The following is a 17,526-nucleotide window of genomic DNA, read 5'->3' as shown; positions in this document are numbered from 1 at the left end:
TCCTTCTTAAACAGCTGGTAAATTATAAATTGGTAATGTCTGTTTGTTAAAATTTATGTTACTTATACTCTTAGGTAACTTAAAGTCGCGAATTATACAATCTTTTTCTAAAAATTCTACTTTAACGTCTTTTCCATCTTTTATAAAGTACTTTTTACCCAAGGCTTTTATAGGAGATTTTTCATTAAATTCAAAACCTTCAACAGCTCTGAACTCAATTTTTTTTGTAATGCTAATTGTTTTTAGGAAGATATACGCAACTTTTATTGCCATATAAGATCCAGGCGTATTAACATAATTTAATCTTTTAATATTATATTTATTTAATAATTTTTCAAATAAAGAAGGTAGTAAATCTGATGTTTTACCTTCAATTTTATATTCATTAATTAATTCTTCATTTTCATATATACCAATTAATATTGGATTTGAGATACTTATAACTAAAACTTCTATCAATTATAAACCTTATATTTCAACTTTAGAATAAGCTAATTCAAATACTTCTGCTTCAGCACTAGCTTCTTCTAAATCGATAATTTCATAATTCTCAGGATCTTTATATAACTCTTTCGTTAATAAGTGATTTAAATGGTGAGAACCAGCAACTGCATCATATTCTCCAACTAAGGTATAACCTAATAAAGCCATATCACCAATTGCATCTAAGATTTTGTGTCTTACAAACTCATCTGTATATCTTAAACCTTCTGGATTTAATACTTTTGATTGGTCTAAAACAATAGCGTTCTCCATAGAGCCACCTTGAGCTAAACCAACACTTCTTAAGTATTGAACTTCATGTAAAAATCCAAATGTTCTAGCTCTTGAAATATTTTCTTTATATTCAGCAATAGAGTAATCAAAATGAAAGTTTTGCTCACCAATTGATGGATGATCAAAAGATATTTTAAAATCATATACAATGTGATTTGAAGGTTTAAGACATACTCTTTTACCCTCAGGAGTTGTAACTTCAACTTCTTTTTTAACTTTGATAGCTTTTTTAGACTTATCAAGTTCTTTAATACCAGCTTCTTCAATAAGCATACAGTATCCAGATGAACTTCCATCTAATACTGGAACTTCATCATTATCGATTACTACTCTTAAATTATCAATCCCGTATGCATAAACTGCTGATAATAAATGTTCAATTGTTGAAACTACAACATCATCTTTACCAATAACTGTTGCCATTTTTGTATCAACTACATTGGCAATTTCTAAAGGAATAGTTACCCCAGCATCAACTCTGTAAAAAATTATTCCCATATCTGAATCTAATGGTTCTAATCTCATTTTTACAGGAACGCCTTTATGTAATCCAATTCCTACAATTTCTACTTCTTTTGCAATTGTTCTTTGTTTCATTTAGTATCTATCACTTTCTTAGCTTGATTCATAATATTAGTTACGTTTGTTTTTATCCATTTTCTATCCATCCACTCTAGTGGATTAACTTCGATACCTTGAATAAGAACTCCAAAATGTAAATGATCTCCAAATACAGCCCCAGTCGAGCCTGTATTTGCAATTAGTTGATTAAAAGAAATTTCATCATTTAGTTCTATATTTAAAGCACTTGTATGAGCATATAAAGTAGATAATCCATATCCATGGTCAATAATTGCTGTATTCCCATAAATTCCTAAATAATCTTTAAAAATAACCTTACCTTCATTTGTTGAATAAATTTTAGCTTTTTTAATACTTGCCCAGTCCATACCCAAATGCCAAGCTTCATCTATTTTATCACCATCATAAAAGTAATGTCTTCTTTCACCATAACCAGCAAAAGTTTTAGCACCTCTTAACTGTCTAAAAGCTTTTAGTTTAAATTCTGAGACCATATCCATATTCATATTTCGTCTTACTTCAGTTCTAATAGTTAAAACATTATTTTCTCTTAAGTCTTTATTTGCTAAAACAAATGAATCTTCTTGAGAATCTGGAATATCAAAACCACTTTTAGTAAGAACTTCTTTTGTTACTTGATTAATAAATCTATCTGAGATTTTAATCTTGTCAACTTTTTTCTTTAAACTTTTAATATAATATGGCACTTTTGTTACAGTTTTATTTTTTGCTTTATCAATTGCTACAATACTAATTTTACTAAATTCGTCTATATCAATTGGCCATGCAATAATTGCCATATAAAAGTTGTCTTTATAAAAAGGTATTAATTCAAATCTCTCATCATTATTAAATGATACATAAAAATCAGCTAAATTTTCATCTTTAATTTCAGCAATTACGGTAGCACTTCCACCCTGCCTTATTAAATAAGAGTTATTAATCACATTAGCTGTTGGTTTTTTTCTATCAATTTTTACATCAATTTGTTTTTTTAGAACATTTCCTCTAAAGAAATTCCATTTACTTGTATCAGAAACTTCAATATTTAGAACAACATCTTTAGGATAAGACATTCTATCAATTTTAGGAGCTAAAATATCTAATGTAATTAATCCCTTAGTTTGACTAATGATTTTTGTTTTTAATTCTTGTTCAGTTTTTCCATTATTGTATGTAATTTTATAAGATTGAATTTCATTGTCATCACTTAATTCAACTTTTAATGGTGTTTTTAAATTCCAAAATATACTTTTTTCTAAAGATATTTTCGGACTATTTTTTTCAAAAATTGGTGATAAAAATACAAATGCAGTAATTGCTGCAATTATAATAATTGTTGTGTATATTAGAAGTCTTTGCATCTTAATATTTTTTTTTCTACTTGTAAAACTCAAAAATTTCCTTTAATATTAATTGTTTGGCTTCTTCAATATCTTTTGTATCAATTGTACATCCAGCAGAGTTAAAATGTCCACCACCATTAAAAACAGCAGCGATTTTTGACACATCAACTTCACCCTTTGATCTAATAGAAACTCTTGATATTCCAGAAACAATTCGTACAAAAAATGCAACTTTCACTATTGCCATACTCATAATCATATCTAAGGCATCTTCACAATCTCTATTGTGTGCACCAGTTTGTTCAAACCATGCAGTTTGAGCATAAATACTGGCAATATCACCTTCTTTAAATAATTCTAAACTATCTAATACCTTAGGTATAATTCTATATTTAGCTAATGAGTCTCTTCTTAGTAATTTATTAGCAATTCCAGAAGGACTTGCTCCACATTGAACTAAAAAGTTAACTTTATCAAATGTTAATTCATCACATCTTCCCAATGAAAATGCTAATGAATCATCATAAATACCAACATATAATGCTGTTGCAGAATTTTTAGTAATATATAAACCATTGTGTTTAAAAAAGTCATATACTATTTCTGCTGTTGAACTTTTCATTGGATCTACTATATTTATATCTCCAAAGTCATTATTTGATTTATGATGATCAAAGTTGATTAAGGGAATTGAGGGATCAAGTGTAAAACCTAATCTTTTATATGTACCACAATCAACTGAAATTGCTAAATCAAAAAACTTTGGTAATTGATCTGTTATCTTGTCAAATCTTTCTATAAAGTCTAAGTTTTGAGGTAAGTCAGAACTTATATTATAGACTTTATGTTTAATTTTATTCTCAAAAAACAGATTTGATAAAGCTAAAGCTGAAGAGATAGTATCTGGATCTGGATTTACATGAGTAATTATTAGAATATATCTACTTTTTTCAATAAGCTCTAAGGCCTTTGTATATGCTGACATATCTATTTTATTACTAACTATAAAATCTTTTTTCAAGATCTATCCTTTATTTTTTGACTATTTATTCTATTAAATTTATAATAACCAATGGTTAACAAATCTAGTCGAACTTCATTGAGAAATCAAGCCAAGTTGCTTGATGTATTATACTACCACTACTAATTGCATCAACACCAGAATCAGCATAAGATCTAATTGTATCTAGGTTAATATTTCCACTAGCTTCTAATAAAATATGAGAGAAATTCTCATCTCTGAATTTAACAACATCTTTTATTTGTTCCGGTGTCATATTATCACACATAATAATATCAGCACCAGCTTCCATAGCTTCTTCTACTTGAGAGAAAGTTTCACATTCAATTTCGATTTTTGTAACCCAAGAGATTCTTTTTCTTGCTTTTTTAATAAATTCTTTTAAGTTTTTGATAGTTCTTAAGTGAGTATCTTTAAGCATTAAACAATCATCAAGACCAAGTCTATGGTTAATTGCTCCACCTACTCTTGAAGCATATTTTTCAAAATCTCTTAATTGTGGTCTTGTTTTTCTTGTATCTAATAAAACAACACCTGTACCTTCCATTAGTTTTGCATATTCATTTGCCATAGTAGCAATGCCAGATGCATGTTGTAAAAGGTTTAAGAATGTTCGCTCACTTGATAATAAAATTGAAGCCTTACCTTCAAGTTCAGCAATAACTTCACCAGCTTTAATAGGATCTCCATCTCTTTTAAGGAATTTACAATCAAACTTTTCAGTTCTAGCTAATACTTTTGCATATTGAATTCCAGCAACAATACCATCTGATTTTGAGATTGCACGTGCAGTAAATCTACCTTTAGGGGCTACATCAAAAAATAAATCCCCTCTACCATTATCCTCAATAATTGCATTCTTTACGAATTTCTTAATATTAATCATACTTCAAACATCCTTTCTAGGGCTAATTTAGCATATTTAGCGGTATCTTCGTCAATAAAAATCTCTGTTTCTTTTATGATCTTATCATCTTTTATTGATTTTAATGTATTGTATACATCTTCTAATGTCGTTTCATTCATTGTTGGACATTCTGGTTTTGTTGAAGATAAAATATAAGTATTCTTTGTTCTTAATCTATTTACCATATTAAACTCAGTACCAACAGCAACTTTTTGATCCTCTGGTAATTCTTTTATAAATTCAATTAATTGAGAAGTAGATCCAACAAAATCTGCTTTATCACAAATAGCTGGATCACACTCTGGATGAACAGCAATTAAAATATCTTCGTATTTCTCTCTATAAAATTCTATATCTTCAACTGTAAATAGTTGATGAACAGAACAAAAACCGTTATAACAAATAATATCTGCTTCTTTTAAGTCAGTTCCATCACCTACAATTGCAGATTTTAAATTAAGAGATTTAGCAAAATTCTGACCTAAACATCTATCCGGAACAAAGAATATCTTTTTCCCAGACTTTAAGCCTTTTTCAATGATTTTGTATGCATTAGATGATGTACATACCATTCCACCCATTTCTCCAACTCTAGCTTTTACTCTAGCACTTGAATTAATGTATGTAATTGGAAGAATATCTTCATTTGCAATTCCAGCATCATTGATTAATTTTAGGTTCTCTTCATAATAACCTTCATCAATCATCCTAGCCATTGCACAACATGCAATTTTTGGCATAAGAACTCTTTTTTGGGGTGAAAGTACTTTAACACTCTCTCCCATAAAACCAACTCCACAAAATACAATAAATTCAGAATCCGTAGCCTTAGCTCTTTTTGCTAATTCAAGAGAATCACCTGTAATATCAGCTAATTCAAATACTTCATCTCTTTGATAAAAATGCGCTACTAACGTAACGTCTAACTCTTCTTTTAGTCTTATTATCTCTTCTTTTAAATTCAAAATAAACCTTCAACAAAACATTTTTAAATGATAATATAACTAAATTTTTGTTATAATCCATTTAACTAAAAACTGACTATCGTCTATATAACAATAAACAAAGGGAATTAATGGATTTTTTTACAAACCCAAATATACTATTTTACATTGCAGCATACCTAATTGGTTCAATACCATTTGGACTTTTATTAGCAAAAACTTTTGCAGGTGTTGATATTAAAAGTGCAGGAAGTAAATCAATTGGTGCAACAAATGTTTTAAGAGTTGTAAAAGAAACAAATCCATCATTAGCGAAAAAACTTGGAGCTGCAACTGTTATTCTTGATGCACTAAAAGGTACATTAGTAATACTATTTGCAATGAGCATGGGAATGAGTGAATCAACATTATGGGCAATAGCTGTACTTGCTGTACTAGGTCATTGTTATTCAATCTACTTAGGACTTGAAGGTGGTAAAGGTGTTGCTACTGGACTAGGTGTTTATATTGCAATAGTTCCAATTCCTACACTTATAGGTGCTGCTGTGTGGATTATATGTGCTAAAGTACTTAAAATCTCTTCAGTTTCGTCTCTACTTGGATTAACAGCTGTAGTTGTAAGTGCAGTATTAATGTATGATGGATTAAACATTGGATCTAATGCACCATTATATATTATTGCTTTTATTATATTCTATAAACATATTCCAAATATTATTAGAGTTATAAAAGGAGAAGAGAAAAGAGTTATCTAATATATAGATAACTCTTCTTCTCAAATAATTTTTTTATATGAAAAAAAAACTAACAATAGAAATAAATGATTTAACTTTCAAATGCATAATAGGAATATTAGATTTTGAAAGAATTAAAAAACAAAGAGTTATTATTAATATCTCTTTTAACTACCAATATACAAAAAACTACTTTATTGATTACTCTGAAGTATCAGAACTAGTAAAATCTATCATGAAAAACAAAAAATTTGAACTTTTAGAAGATGCAATTTTATATATTGAGAAAAAACTATACAAATTGTATAAAATAAATAAATTAAGTATTAAAATATCTAAGCCTGATATCCTAAAAGACTGTATTGTAACACTCTCAAATTAACATAGCAATAACAAAGCATTAATGGCTTGTTAATTAAAATCTACCTTAAATTAACAATTAATTAACCACAATTGCCCTATTTTTAAGAAAACTTTAAAATTTAGTGATGTAGAATGGCTCTAACGGTATATCGGAAAAGGTTCAAAAACAAAATTTGAATTGTTCGCGCGCTCCGATAAACTGAATATAGATTTCGAAATTTTAGGAGAACAAATGAAAAAAATCGCAAAATTAAGTTTAGTAACAGCAGTAGCAGTAGCAGGATTAACAAACGTTAATGCAGCATCTTTAGAAGAAGCAATCAAAGGTGTTGATGTTTCTGGTCAATTCAGATTCAGATTCCAAGAAAAAAACGTTGATGGTGAAACTACTGGAGCAAGTACAAATAACGAAACTAACTCTGACGTAGAAGTTGAAATTGGTGTTAAAGTACCTGTTAATGATAAAGTTACTGCAGTATTCAAAATTGATAATGCTGGTAATCATAAAGACAACTCACCATCTGGTAAAGGTGACGTAGAAATTGAAGATTACTACTTCTCTTATGCTGATGGAGCATTAACTGTTAATGCTGGTCAACAAAATATCCCTGGAAGATTAACTGATGGTGCTCAAGGTGACGGTATGGTTGCATTATACAACTTAGGTGCTGCAACTGTTGGTGCTGCTGCATTTGCTAACCACAATGTTGATTTATCTGCTATCTCTTACAATGGTTCACAAGCAGTTTACTCTGTAATTGCTATGGGTAACGTTGGTCCTGTATCATTATTAGGTCAATACGCAACTGTTGAAGATACTGTTGATACTTTTGGTATCAAAGCTGATGCATCAATTGAAATGATTAAAGCCGGTATTGAATATACTGAATCTGAGTTAGATTCAAAAACTGGTGTAGCTGCAGCTTCATTAGATGATAGAAGTACATTAAAAGCTTACGTATCTGGTAAAGCTGGAATTGTTTCTGCTAAATTAACATATGCACAAACTGGTGATAATGGTTCAGGTGCAATTGATAGCCAGGCTAACTCTGATGGGTTAGAATCAGCTTCTGAATTCTTATTATGGAACTTAGGTTCATCTAATAGAGCTGACTTAGAATTATTTGCTTTAGATGCATCTGTTGCATTAACTGATAAAGTTTCTTTAAGAGCTGCTTATGCTGCTGGTGAGCAAGGTAAAGCTGCTGGTAAAGATGTAGAAGAAATTTTAGGTCAAGTTACTTACAAAATGTCTAAAAACTTAACTTCATACGTAAGATATGCTGAGTATGATTCAAATGCTACTTCTGACAACGCTGATGGTCAAAGAGGTAGAGTTGAAGTTAAATACTCTTTCTAATCTTCTGATTTGAATTAGTAAATTACTAAACTTATAAAAAGCTAGAAGTTCGCTTCTAGCTTTTTTTTTATCTTAAAAATATAACAAGTCACTTTATGATAAACTATCCTTTAAATTTTGAAGGATAAAAATGAAACTTATAAAACCACTTACAATTACACTTTTAGTTACAACATCAATATTTGCGCAAAGTACAATGTGTTTCAAAGAAAACCATAATTCAATGGCCACAATAGAATCCACAAAGCTTGATGGAGGAGAATGTAAAAGTACTTATTCTTTATTAGAAATGAAAGAAAAAGGATATAGTGTTGAAGATATTAAAATCACTACATCAAATAATGGAAAATATAATTTCATTTATATTCTAAAAGATTCTGTATCAAATTCTAATTTTTCAAATACATCTAACCAGAATTCAACTTTTAATCAAAAAGATTTAGAGAATAGAATTATAAAAAGAATGGAAGAAAAAAAGAAAAAAGAAATAGAAGAGAAAAAGATAAGAGAAATTATTTCCTTGAAAAAAGAAGGTAAAGAGATATATACTCAAAAATGTCAATCATGCCATGGAGTAAATGGAGAAAAATCTGCTTATAATGTAGCCACTCCATTAAGGGATATGTCAATTGATGATATGAGTCATGCAATTGGAAGATATACTAATAGTCATGAATTTGGTTATGGTTATAATATAATAATGAGACCAATTGCAGCTAATACAACAGAAACTGCTTTAAGAAAAATTAAAGCATACTTAGATTCTATTAATAAAAAATAACTGGAGATACTGTTTACGTGGATGCATATGAATATACAGAATTATTAAAATTACTAAATACAAAACTTAATAATATTAAAGACATTTTAAAACCAGATGAACTTGATTCAAGACTAAAAGAGATTGAAGCACTTGAAGCAGATCAAGACTTCTGGAATGATGTAGCAAATGCCACTAAAATTGGTATTGAAAAAAATAGATTATTATCAAAACTAAGTAAATTTAATAAAGCCAACGATGCCCTTTCTGGTACAAATGAACTTTTTGAATTAGCTAATGAAGAAAAAGATGATGATACTTTTGAAATGCTTCATGATGAAGCTAATGAATTAGAAGATTTAATTAAATCTACTGAAATATCAGTAATGTTATCAAATCCAGATGATGCTTCAAGTGCAATTGTTTCTATTCATCCAGGTGCTGGTGGAACAGAATCACAAGATTGGGCAGCAATGCTTTATAGAATGTATTTAAGATGGGCTGAAAGGCAAAACTTTAAAATTGAGTTACTAGACTACCAACCAGGTGAAGAAGCTGGTATTAAAGATGTATCGTTCATAATTAAAGGTGAAAATGCCTATGGTTATTTAAAAGCAGAAAATGGTATTCATAGACTTGTTAGAATCTCACCCTTTGATTCTAATGCAAAAAGGCATACATCTTTTGCCTCAGTAATGGTATCTCCTGAAGTTGATGATAATATTGATATTGTTATTGAAGATAAAGATATTAGAATTGATACATATAGAGCAAGTGGTGCTGGAGGACAACATGTTAATAAAACTGAGTCAGCTATTAGAATTACTCATATAGAAACAAATATAGTAGTACAATGTCAAAATGATAGGTCACAACATAAAAATAAAGCAAGTGCTTTAAAAATGTTAAAATCTAGACTTTATGAATTTGAATTAGAAAAACAACTAGCAGAAAAAAATGGTGTAGAAAAAAGTGAAATTGGATGGGGACATCAAATCAGATCTTACGTTATGCAACCATATCAACAAGTTAAAGATACAAGATCAAATATTGGTTATTCCAATGTTGAAGCTATATTAGACGGAGATATTACAAAAGTAATAGAAGACGTTTTAATTGCAACTTCTGTTTAGGGAATAAGTATTTTTACTCACATATAGAGCTAAATGCTCTATATATTCTTTTTATTATCTATCACAAATAGTATTATAAATACAAAAATTACAAACTGCTTTGTCTTCACATTTATTAAAAGAAATTTCTTTATTTGACATCTCTTTTAAACTATTAAAAACTTCAACTAATAGTTCTAATTTTTTATCTAAAGCAATTTCTTCAATAAGCTTTGTATTATGTAAATCGTAATAATAAACATTAACTTTATCTGTTTTATAAATCTCACTCATTGCTAGATAATAAAACTCTAACTGGAAGTCACTACTCTTTTCATAATTTTTTAATGTGTCAACTTTTAATGCACTTGAAGTCTTATAATCTAAGACTTCATAAGTGTCATCTTGTTGATCAACTCTATCGATTATACCTTTTAATTTAAAACCTTCAAATTCTATATCAAAAGACCTCTCTAGTCCTATAATTTTTCTATTCTCAAGTCTTTTTAAATCATATAAATAGAATTCATATAACTTCTTTTTCCATATTTCTAAATCTAATAATAAAAATGGATTAGATGTCGTATATTTTGTAAATAATCTTTCAATTCGCTCATAAGTTAAATCATCCGAATTCTCATCAATTTTATAATAATCTTCAAGAATAGAATGTACAATATCACCTAATTCAAAGGCTTTAGGTTTTAATGATATTGTGTGCTCTTTTAGTTTTAATATATATTGTAAATAGAATTTTCTTTTACATTGTAAGAATATTTTTAGTGAACTAGCTGACCAAGTGATTTTTGTTAAATCAACTCTTTGTATAATATTTTCATCAAAATGTGAGATATTATGATTGTTATATAAAATATGTCTATAATAATTATCATATATTTTTTCATCTATACTTTTAGGAAATAACTCATTTGCAAATCTAGATATTTGATTAGAAGCTGAATTAACATAAGAAATAAATATATTTTTTGATGACTCAATTAATCTTTTATAATAGTATTTTTGTAATAACTCCCTATCAAAAGAAGTAGGTAATTTAGTCATCTGTTTAATTTTTGTTGATAAAAATTTATCTTTAATAGATTTTTTTGGAATAAAATTTTCATTAAAATCACAAATAATTATAGTTTCAAAATTTACAGCTCTTGTTTCTAATAAACCTAAAACAGTTACTTTCCCTGCATTAACATCATCAAGTTTGATTTCTGAAATTCTTAGTAAGAAAATTTTATATATATCCTTTAAAAGTATCTCATTATTACTTGAGAAAAGTAATATATTTAGTTTATATATTATTTCATCATATTTTTCTAATATCTCAGCATTATTTTCACAAGAACGAACAAAATCACATACAAAAGTAAAAATCTCTTTTGTACAAATCTTATTCCATTTAACTTTTATATTCTTTTCTATGAATATTTTGTCTATTTTTAAATATTCTAAATTCTTTTCATTTTTTATTTCATGTTCATTTAAATAGCTGTGAATACTATATGCAACTTCATACAATCTATAATTTTTAATATCTTTACCCATAGCGTAGTTAAAGTACTTCTCATTGTCAAATAACTGCAATTGTGAAGCAAAACTCTCATCAGGTAATATAAGTGCTATAGTAGAGGGATCAATTCCATCTTGTACACATTTAGTAATTGAAGATTTTATATAGGCAATTTGGTTTATTCTTGAAGTAAATCCCTTTATTTCTAAAGAATTAACCTTATTTATTATTTCTGAGACCTCTAGAATTTTTTTACTCTTTAATGATATTTTATATTTTTTATTAAGTTCAAAATCCTCATCAAATAAATCTCTAAATACATCAATTGATTTTTGATTATATTCATTTGAATGAAATTCAATATTTAAATCAATTACGTTAGATATAGCATGTATAATGTCAAATTCTACTTTAGTAAAATATCCTTCAAATACCAAATCAATTGAAGAAAATTTATTTAAAAACTTTTCATTAATTTTAAAATGTTCATGAATATTTAATCTATCTACACAATTATTTTCATTTAATTTTTTAATATAATTATCTTTAATTGATGATAATATTTCTAAATGTTCATAATAATAATCATATGTATCAGCAATTTTAATATCATTTATATCTACTTTCTCACTTGCAAGCTCTAGGAAAAACCTATAAATATATTCATTTTGTTTTAGAAACTTAGTAAAGTTATCAGATATACCTAATTTTGATACATCTATACTTTTAATTGATTCTTTAAGGAAGAGAAATCTTTCTTCTTCGTCAATATATTTTTTATTTTCTAAAATAATAGACTTTTTAAAAAGCTCATCAATTGTAAGTGTAAATGGCAAAAGAGTTGATTTACTCTTTTGCTCATTAATAAAAGATCTTATAGATCTAGATGTGGGAAAGACAAAAAGTTTTTGTTTAAGAAGCATTTGTTTTTATATAAATATATCCCATATTACCGTCAATTTCAAAGCTACCTGTAATATTCCAGTTATTTTCTTCATTGATTTTTAATACAGTTGTATATTCTTTATTTGTATTTTTAAAATTATTATTTGTTAATATTAAATCACTTTCATTTGAATTACTTTTTGTAATCTTAAGTGATATTTTTATTGTTTTCTTTTCTTGTGTTTTTTTATCTATAACGTATACTTTTAAATTATTGTCACCAATATTTAAAACATTTTTGTGTTTTGATTTCTTTTCTAATACTCTTTGAGAATATTTTATATCTTGTGTTGTTAAACCAAATTTAGTAGAGTTTAAATATAGAACTAAATCATAGTTTTTATTAAATTCTTTATTAGATAACATAATTTCATTATAATGTTTATCAACTTCTTGATACTTCTTTAAAAAACTTCTATCTTCATCTAGTGAAGCCTTTGACGTGCTTACAATAGTCCATACAATCATTCCAAATGTAAATGAGAATATACCTATAAATAATAGAGGCCAGTAATTTCTTTTCATTTTTTATCTTTATTTTTTCTTTCTTAATACTGCGTAAGTATATAGAATTAAACTAGTTACAATAAGAGTGTACATAAAAACTCTCCAAATAGTACTAGACACTTTTCCTTGGTTACCAATTTCAGCATTAGATTCAATTTTGATTTCTTTATTCTCTGATAAACTATCCACAATTGCAGAATATCCATTTAACATTGAAGCACTTACTTTTGCAAGTAAAGTATTTTTATCTTTTGAAGCCAATAAGGGTATAACATAACCATTAAGAATATCATCTTTATCAACTACTTCTTCTAAATTATCCGAAAACAATAAGTTAACATACATATCTTCAACAGACATACTAAGTAAAATATATGGTTTTTCTAAAGCTGGAATAATTTCTTTTTCTAAGTTTTTAATAATATCAAATTTTTCTTTTCTTGAAGTATCTTCATTTAAATCTAAAGATTCTTTTGCATAAATATATACATTCGTACCTAATTTTGATTTAACTTCAGAACCTATTTCATTGATTTTAGACTTTGCTCTAGGATCAATTAAGTTATCATCACTTAATATAAAATTCCCTGCAAATAAATTTTGTGATAAAAAAAATAGAAGTGAAAAAATCACTCCTATTTTTAAGTTTTTAAGATTTTTCATCTAACCAACAAACACTCTTGCTGAATCGAAGAAAGCGTAATAAGCAGTCATAACGGCTGATACTACAAGTAAAATACCTATAATTTTTTCCATATCTTACCCCTTATTTACCAGTACCAACAAGTTGGTACTGTTTATGGTTATCTGTGCTATTCATTTTTAATCCATTTAAATCTTGGTTGATTTTATAGAAATTGTTAGCCTCTTTTTGTTGTACTAATACTGAATTGAATACTAAAACTGCTAATATTGTTAATAACAATACTGTAGCAATTAACATTCCAGTGATACCATTAAGTTTAAAGATACCTCTTTCATTTTCGTTCATTTGTGTATTTCCAGCCATCTTACTCTCCTAAACTTCTAAGGTAAGCCGCTAAAGCTTTCTGTTGAGTTTCATTAAGTCTTCCATCAAAGCTAGGCATTGAACCAATATTTGATTTTTTACCATCTTTTAAAACTGCAATAACTAAAGCATCATCGTATTCTCTAATGTTTGGAGCAACGTAAGGCATACCTTTACCATCTACACCATGACATCCAGCACATACTGCGTATGCTGCAGGTTGTTCACCTTTGAATCCACCAGCTACATATTCAGCAATTACATCAACATCAGGACCAAATGCCATTCCACCTGGCATACCACCTGGATATGCAGTTGTTAAGCTATTTGAACCATTATTAATTACATGAACAACTTGTTCTTTTGCAATTCTTTTAGTTAAGTTTTGAGCTTTTCCTTCAATACCTTCAGCATCAACACCATGACAAGGTGAACACTGTACTAAGTATGTAGATTGACCCATTGCTTCTAAAGTCTCTTGAGATGGATTTTGCCATTTTGACTCAAACTTTTGGTTATATTCAATAGTCTCTTCATTCCATTGTCCAATTTGAGAGAACCCATTAATTGGATAACCAACAGTGAAGTACCAGAACATCCAAATGATTGAACCAATAAATGCTAATGCCCATCCAGTTGGAACAGGGTTTTTATATTCACCAATACCATCCCATCTTTCTTCTGCTAAATCACCACTAGCAGTATCATTTTTCATTTGATTAATATACTTTAACGCAACAAATACAGTAATTGTAATAATTGCAATTGCCCCTAGCATTGTTAAGCTATTAATATAATCATCGCCGATAAAAGCATCACCTGCCGCAAAGTAAGTTCCTGCCATTAAAGCGATGATAAGAATAATTCCACCTATAATCATAGATTTCATACTATTTCTCCTTATTATCTATATCTTTATCATTTTTTCTATCTTCAAGAGGAGCTGAAATATGAGAATCATCATGTACAAGATTCGAATACTTTTCATAATCTCTTTCACCTTTCTTATCCCTTTTATATATAGAATAAGCGTAAGCGTAGAAAATAATAAAAACAGTTAATATTAGAAAAAACTTTGTATAACCTTGTATCGTTAGTAATGTTTCATATTCCATTTTACACCTCTATTTTAAAGAATTTAAATATGCAATTAATGCAACTATTTCAGGAATTTGACCTTTTGCAACAGCGTCTTTTACAGCTTGATTTTTCATATCAGCTGCAATTGCTGCAGCATCTGCTTTAGCATTTGCAATAGCTGAGTTATACTCACCTAATTCAACGTCAACTTTTCCATCACCATTTAAATCTTGATCATATGGCGTAGCAAATACAGTTTTTACTGTGTATGCTTCTGCATACGCTGTATCTAAGTCTGCGATATTCTCAAATTGGTGTGGGTAAGCTGGCATTACTGTTCCTGGAACAACAGAAGCTGGATCCATCATATGATTCTCATGCCAATCTGTAGTTCTGTAATTTCCAACTCTCCATAAATCTGGTCCAGTTCTTTTTGATCCCCATAAAAATGGTCTATCATAAGCATATTCACCAGATAATGAATACATACCATATCTATCAGTCTCTGATTTAAATGGTCTTACTAATTGCGAGTGACAAGCATTACAAGATTCTTTGATATATACTTGTCTACCAGCTAATTCAAGAACAGAATAAGGTTTTGTACCTACTGTTGGTCTTGATTGTTTTGCGAAATCTGGAATTACTTCGATGATCCCTGCAAATGAAATAAATACGAATACTAATACCGCAAAGAAAAACGGTCTTTGTTCAAACCAATGAAACATAATAATCCCTCCTTCTTACGCAGCTACTGGAGTTGCATTAACTGGTTCTTTGTCAAGTACTCTACCACATTTAATAGTTTTGTAAATGTTGTATGCGAACATAAAGAATCCAACTAGATATAATAATCCACCAACAGCTCTAATAGTATAGTATGGTTTTAATACAATAACTGTATCAATAAATGAGTATACTAATGAACCATATTCATCGTAAGCTCTCCACATCATACCTTGAGTAATTCCTGCAATCCACATAGATGTAAAGTATAAAACGATACCTGTAGTTTGTAACCAGAATTGAGTATCCATTAATGATTTAGAGTATATTTCTCTTTTATACATTCTTGGAACCATATGGAATAATGCAGCCATAATCATAAATACAACCCATCCAAGTACACCATCGTGAACATGTCCAGGAATCCAATCTGTAAAGTGCGCAATTGCATTTACTGATTTAATTGCTTGAATTGGTCCTTCAATAGTTGATAACATATAGAAAGTTGAAGCTAATACCATGAATTTAATTAATGTGTTTGTTTGTAATTGTTGCCACTCACCTTTCATAGTTAAAAGCATATTAATAGCTGATCCCCATGATGGTAAAATTAATACAACTGACATTACAGAACCCATTGTTTGCATCCAGTCTGGTACTGTTGAGTAAATAAGGTGATGTCCACCTGCCCAAAGGTATACGAATAACAATCCCCAGAATGCTAATATCGATAACTTGTATGAATAAACGTTTTGTCCTGATTCCTTAGGTAAGAAATAATAGATTAACGCAATAATTGGAGTTGTGAAAACGAATGCAACAGCATTGTGTCCATACCACCATTGAACTAGTGCATCATTAGTTCCAGCATACATAGAAACAGAGTGAATCCATGAACCATAACCAGAAACTAGAGCAGTAGGAACTTCCATATTATTAAATAAGTATAACATTGCAACAGCTAAGAATGTAGCAATGAAGTACCATAAAGAAATATATAATGTTCTCTCTCTTCTAATTCCGATTAAACCAAAAATTGAAATTCCCCATAAAACCCACCATAAAACAACTAAAATGTCTAATGGCCACTCTAATTCAGCATATTCTTTTGAAGTTGTAATACCCATGAAAAGAGTAACTACAGCTAATAGAATAGTTATAAAGTATAAAACAAAGTGTAACTTTGCAACACCCATTAAAAATGGTGATTCTTTTAAAGAAACCTTTAAAACTCTTTGTGAAATGTAATACCATCCCGCAAAAATACCACTTAGAGCAAAACCAAATGCAACACCATTCGTGTGTAAAGGTCTTAATCTACCAAAAGTACCATACTCTCCAGCTAAATTATTTAGTCCAGGGAACGCCAATTGAAACGCAAGTATAACACCTACTGTCATACCTATGATACCAAACAAAATTGTTGCAAATGTAAAGGCTTTTGCAACTGAGTAATCATACTCAATTTGTGCACCGTTTTGCATCAATCTCCTCCTACTAATTTTATATACAAGTCACAAATCGTCACTTATGCGCTTATATTATCGAAAGCGAACTTAAAATTAACAAAAAATTAACTTTTTTTTAAGCTTATTTTCAATTAATAAATAATGTTTTATGTAGATTATATAATGATAGTTATTATCCCAATTGCTTCTTTCATGCTATTATTGGCATAATCTAATTCTATAATTACTACTTATTAACTTTTATAATAATTGAATATTTAGAAAAAGCCTTAAATAGGGTAAAAATGGTCTTCTTTCATAAAAAAATAATATATAAGTTTTTACTTAATGAAGTGAATGATTAAAAACTTAATCTATATAAA

19 protein-coding genes are annotated in these 17,526 nt (G+C 28.5%); 5 read left to right on the top strand and 14 right to left on the bottom strand.

Features of this window, described 5'->3' with window-relative positions:
- Positions 1–6: 6 nt before the first annotated feature.
- The 6 genes from ALEK_RS02150 to nadA all read right to left on the bottom strand — a co-directional run bounded on the left by ALEK_RS02150 (position 7) and on the right by nadA (position 5,598).
- Positions 7–459 carry a hypothetical protein gene (locus ALEK_RS02150; protein ID WP_071626458.1) on the bottom strand — a complete coding sequence of 151 codons (453 nt, stop codon included), beginning with the start codon at positions 457–459 and terminating at the stop codon, positions 7–9.
- Between the two features lie 9 nt (positions 460–468).
- Entirely contained in the window at positions 469–1,374 is a 906-nt protein-coding gene (gene lpxC, locus ALEK_RS02145; RefSeq protein WP_071626459.1) for a UDP-3-O-acyl-N-acetylglucosamine deacetylase, read from the bottom strand.
- Positions 1,371–2,756 (bottom strand): M23 family metallopeptidase, encoded by a 1,386-nt coding sequence (locus ALEK_RS02140; protein ID WP_071626460.1) that lies wholly within the window; start codon positions 2,754–2,756, stop codon positions 1,371–1,373. The genes lpxC and ALEK_RS02140 overlap by 4 nt, the downstream gene beginning before the upstream one ends.
- On the bottom strand, positions 2,740–3,726 hold the full coding sequence (locus ALEK_RS02135; protein WP_071626461.1) for a DHH family phosphoesterase: 987 nt from the start codon (positions 3,724–3,726) through the stop codon (positions 2,740–2,742). The genes ALEK_RS02140 and ALEK_RS02135 overlap by 17 nt, the downstream gene beginning before the upstream one ends.
- A 64-nt stretch (positions 3,727–3,790) precedes the next feature.
- Positions 3,791–4,612 carry a carboxylating nicotinate-nucleotide diphosphorylase gene (gene nadC, locus ALEK_RS02130; RefSeq protein WP_071626462.1) on the bottom strand — a complete coding sequence of 274 codons (822 nt, stop codon included), beginning with the start codon at positions 4,610–4,612 and terminating at the stop codon, positions 3,791–3,793.
- The gene (gene nadA / locus ALEK_RS02125) at positions 4,609–5,598 is read right to left on the bottom strand and encodes a quinolinate synthase NadA (protein WP_071626463.1); all 990 of its coding nucleotides are present in this window, start codon (positions 5,596–5,598) and stop codon (positions 4,609–4,611) included. The genes nadC and nadA overlap by 4 nt, the downstream gene beginning before the upstream one ends.
- Before the next feature lie 110 nt (positions 5,599–5,708).
- On the opposite strand from nadA, the gene plsY reads away from it, so the two are divergent.
- The 5 genes from plsY (at position 5,709) to prfB (ending at position 9,927) form a co-directional block, all read left to right on the top strand.
- Positions 5,709–6,332, top strand: coding sequence for a glycerol-3-phosphate 1-O-acyltransferase PlsY (gene plsY, locus ALEK_RS02120; protein ID WP_071626464.1), 624 nt, complete (start codon positions 5,709–5,711; stop codon positions 6,330–6,332).
- Positions 6,333–6,369: 37 nt separating this feature from the next.
- The gene (locus ALEK_RS02115) at positions 6,370–6,693 is read left to right on the top strand and encodes a dihydroneopterin aldolase (RefSeq protein ID WP_071626465.1); all 324 of its coding nucleotides are present in this window, start codon (positions 6,370–6,372) and stop codon (positions 6,691–6,693) included.
- A 213-nt stretch (positions 6,694–6,906) separates the two neighbouring features.
- On the top strand, positions 6,907–8,034 hold the full coding sequence (locus ALEK_RS02110) for a porin (protein WP_071626466.1): 1,128 nt from the start codon (positions 6,907–6,909) through the stop codon (positions 8,032–8,034).
- Between the two features lie 130 nt (positions 8,035–8,164).
- A complete protein-coding gene (locus tag ALEK_RS02105) occupies positions 8,165–8,815 on the top strand; it encodes a c-type cytochrome (RefSeq protein WP_071626467.1) in 651 nt (216 codons plus the stop codon).
- Between the two features lie 17 nt (positions 8,816–8,832).
- On the top strand, positions 8,833–9,927 hold the full coding sequence (gene prfB, locus ALEK_RS02100; RefSeq protein WP_071626468.1) for a peptide chain release factor 2: 1,095 nt from the start codon (positions 8,833–8,835) through the stop codon (positions 9,925–9,927).
- 54 nt (positions 9,928–9,981) lie between these two features.
- Here the strand turns inward: prfB and ALEK_RS02095 are convergent, their stop codons facing one another.
- The 8 genes from ALEK_RS02095 to ccoN all read right to left on the bottom strand — a co-directional run bounded on the left by ALEK_RS02095 (position 9,982) and on the right by ccoN (position 17,179).
- Positions 9,982–12,264, bottom strand: a complete 2,283-nt coding sequence (locus ALEK_RS02095; RefSeq protein ID WP_228289360.1) for a PD-(D/E)XK nuclease family protein — start codon at positions 12,262–12,264, stop codon at positions 9,982–9,984.
- 76 nt (positions 12,265–12,340) lie between these two features.
- Positions 12,341–12,898, bottom strand: coding sequence for a hypothetical protein (locus ALEK_RS02090; RefSeq protein WP_071626470.1), 558 nt, complete (start codon positions 12,896–12,898; stop codon positions 12,341–12,343).
- A 9-nt stretch (positions 12,899–12,907) separates the two neighbouring features.
- Positions 12,908–13,543, bottom strand: a complete 636-nt coding sequence (locus ALEK_RS02085) for a hypothetical protein (RefSeq protein WP_071626471.1) — start codon at positions 13,541–13,543, stop codon at positions 12,908–12,910.
- A gap of 103 nt (positions 13,544–13,646) precedes the next feature.
- Complete coding sequence (locus ALEK_RS02080; protein WP_083574731.1) at positions 13,647–13,889, bottom strand: DUF4006 family protein; 243 nt, start codon at positions 13,887–13,889, stop codon at positions 13,647–13,649.
- 1 nt (position 13,890) lies between these two features.
- Positions 13,891–14,778 carry a c-type cytochrome gene (locus ALEK_RS02075; RefSeq protein WP_071628314.1) on the bottom strand — a complete coding sequence of 296 codons (888 nt, stop codon included), beginning with the start codon at positions 14,776–14,778 and terminating at the stop codon, positions 13,891–13,893.
- 1 nt (position 14,779) lies between these two features.
- Positions 14,780–15,004, bottom strand: a complete 225-nt coding sequence (locus ALEK_RS02070) for a CcoQ/FixQ family Cbb3-type cytochrome c oxidase assembly chaperone (RefSeq protein WP_071628329.1) — start codon at positions 15,002–15,004, stop codon at positions 14,780–14,782.
- Positions 15,005–15,013: 9 nt separating this feature from the next.
- Positions 15,014–15,697: a cytochrome-c oxidase, cbb3-type subunit II gene (gene ccoO, locus ALEK_RS02065; RefSeq protein ID WP_173424111.1), complete on the bottom strand. Its 684-nt coding sequence runs from the start codon at positions 15,695–15,697 to the stop codon at positions 15,014–15,016.
- Between the two features lie 15 nt (positions 15,698–15,712).
- On the bottom strand, positions 15,713–17,179 hold the full coding sequence (gene ccoN / locus ALEK_RS02060; protein ID WP_173424110.1) for a cytochrome-c oxidase, cbb3-type subunit I: 1,467 nt from the start codon (positions 17,177–17,179) through the stop codon (positions 15,713–15,715).
- Between the last annotated feature and the right edge of the window lie 347 nt (positions 17,180–17,526).

The sequence above is a fragment of the Poseidonibacter lekithochrous genome, assembly GCF_013283835.1.
Taxonomy (GTDB): Bacteria; Campylobacterota; Campylobacteria; order Campylobacterales; family Arcobacteraceae; genus Poseidonibacter; species Poseidonibacter lekithochrous.
The sequence above is the reverse complement of the archived record's forward strand: the minus strand, read 5'-3'. Positions and strand labels throughout refer to the sequence as shown.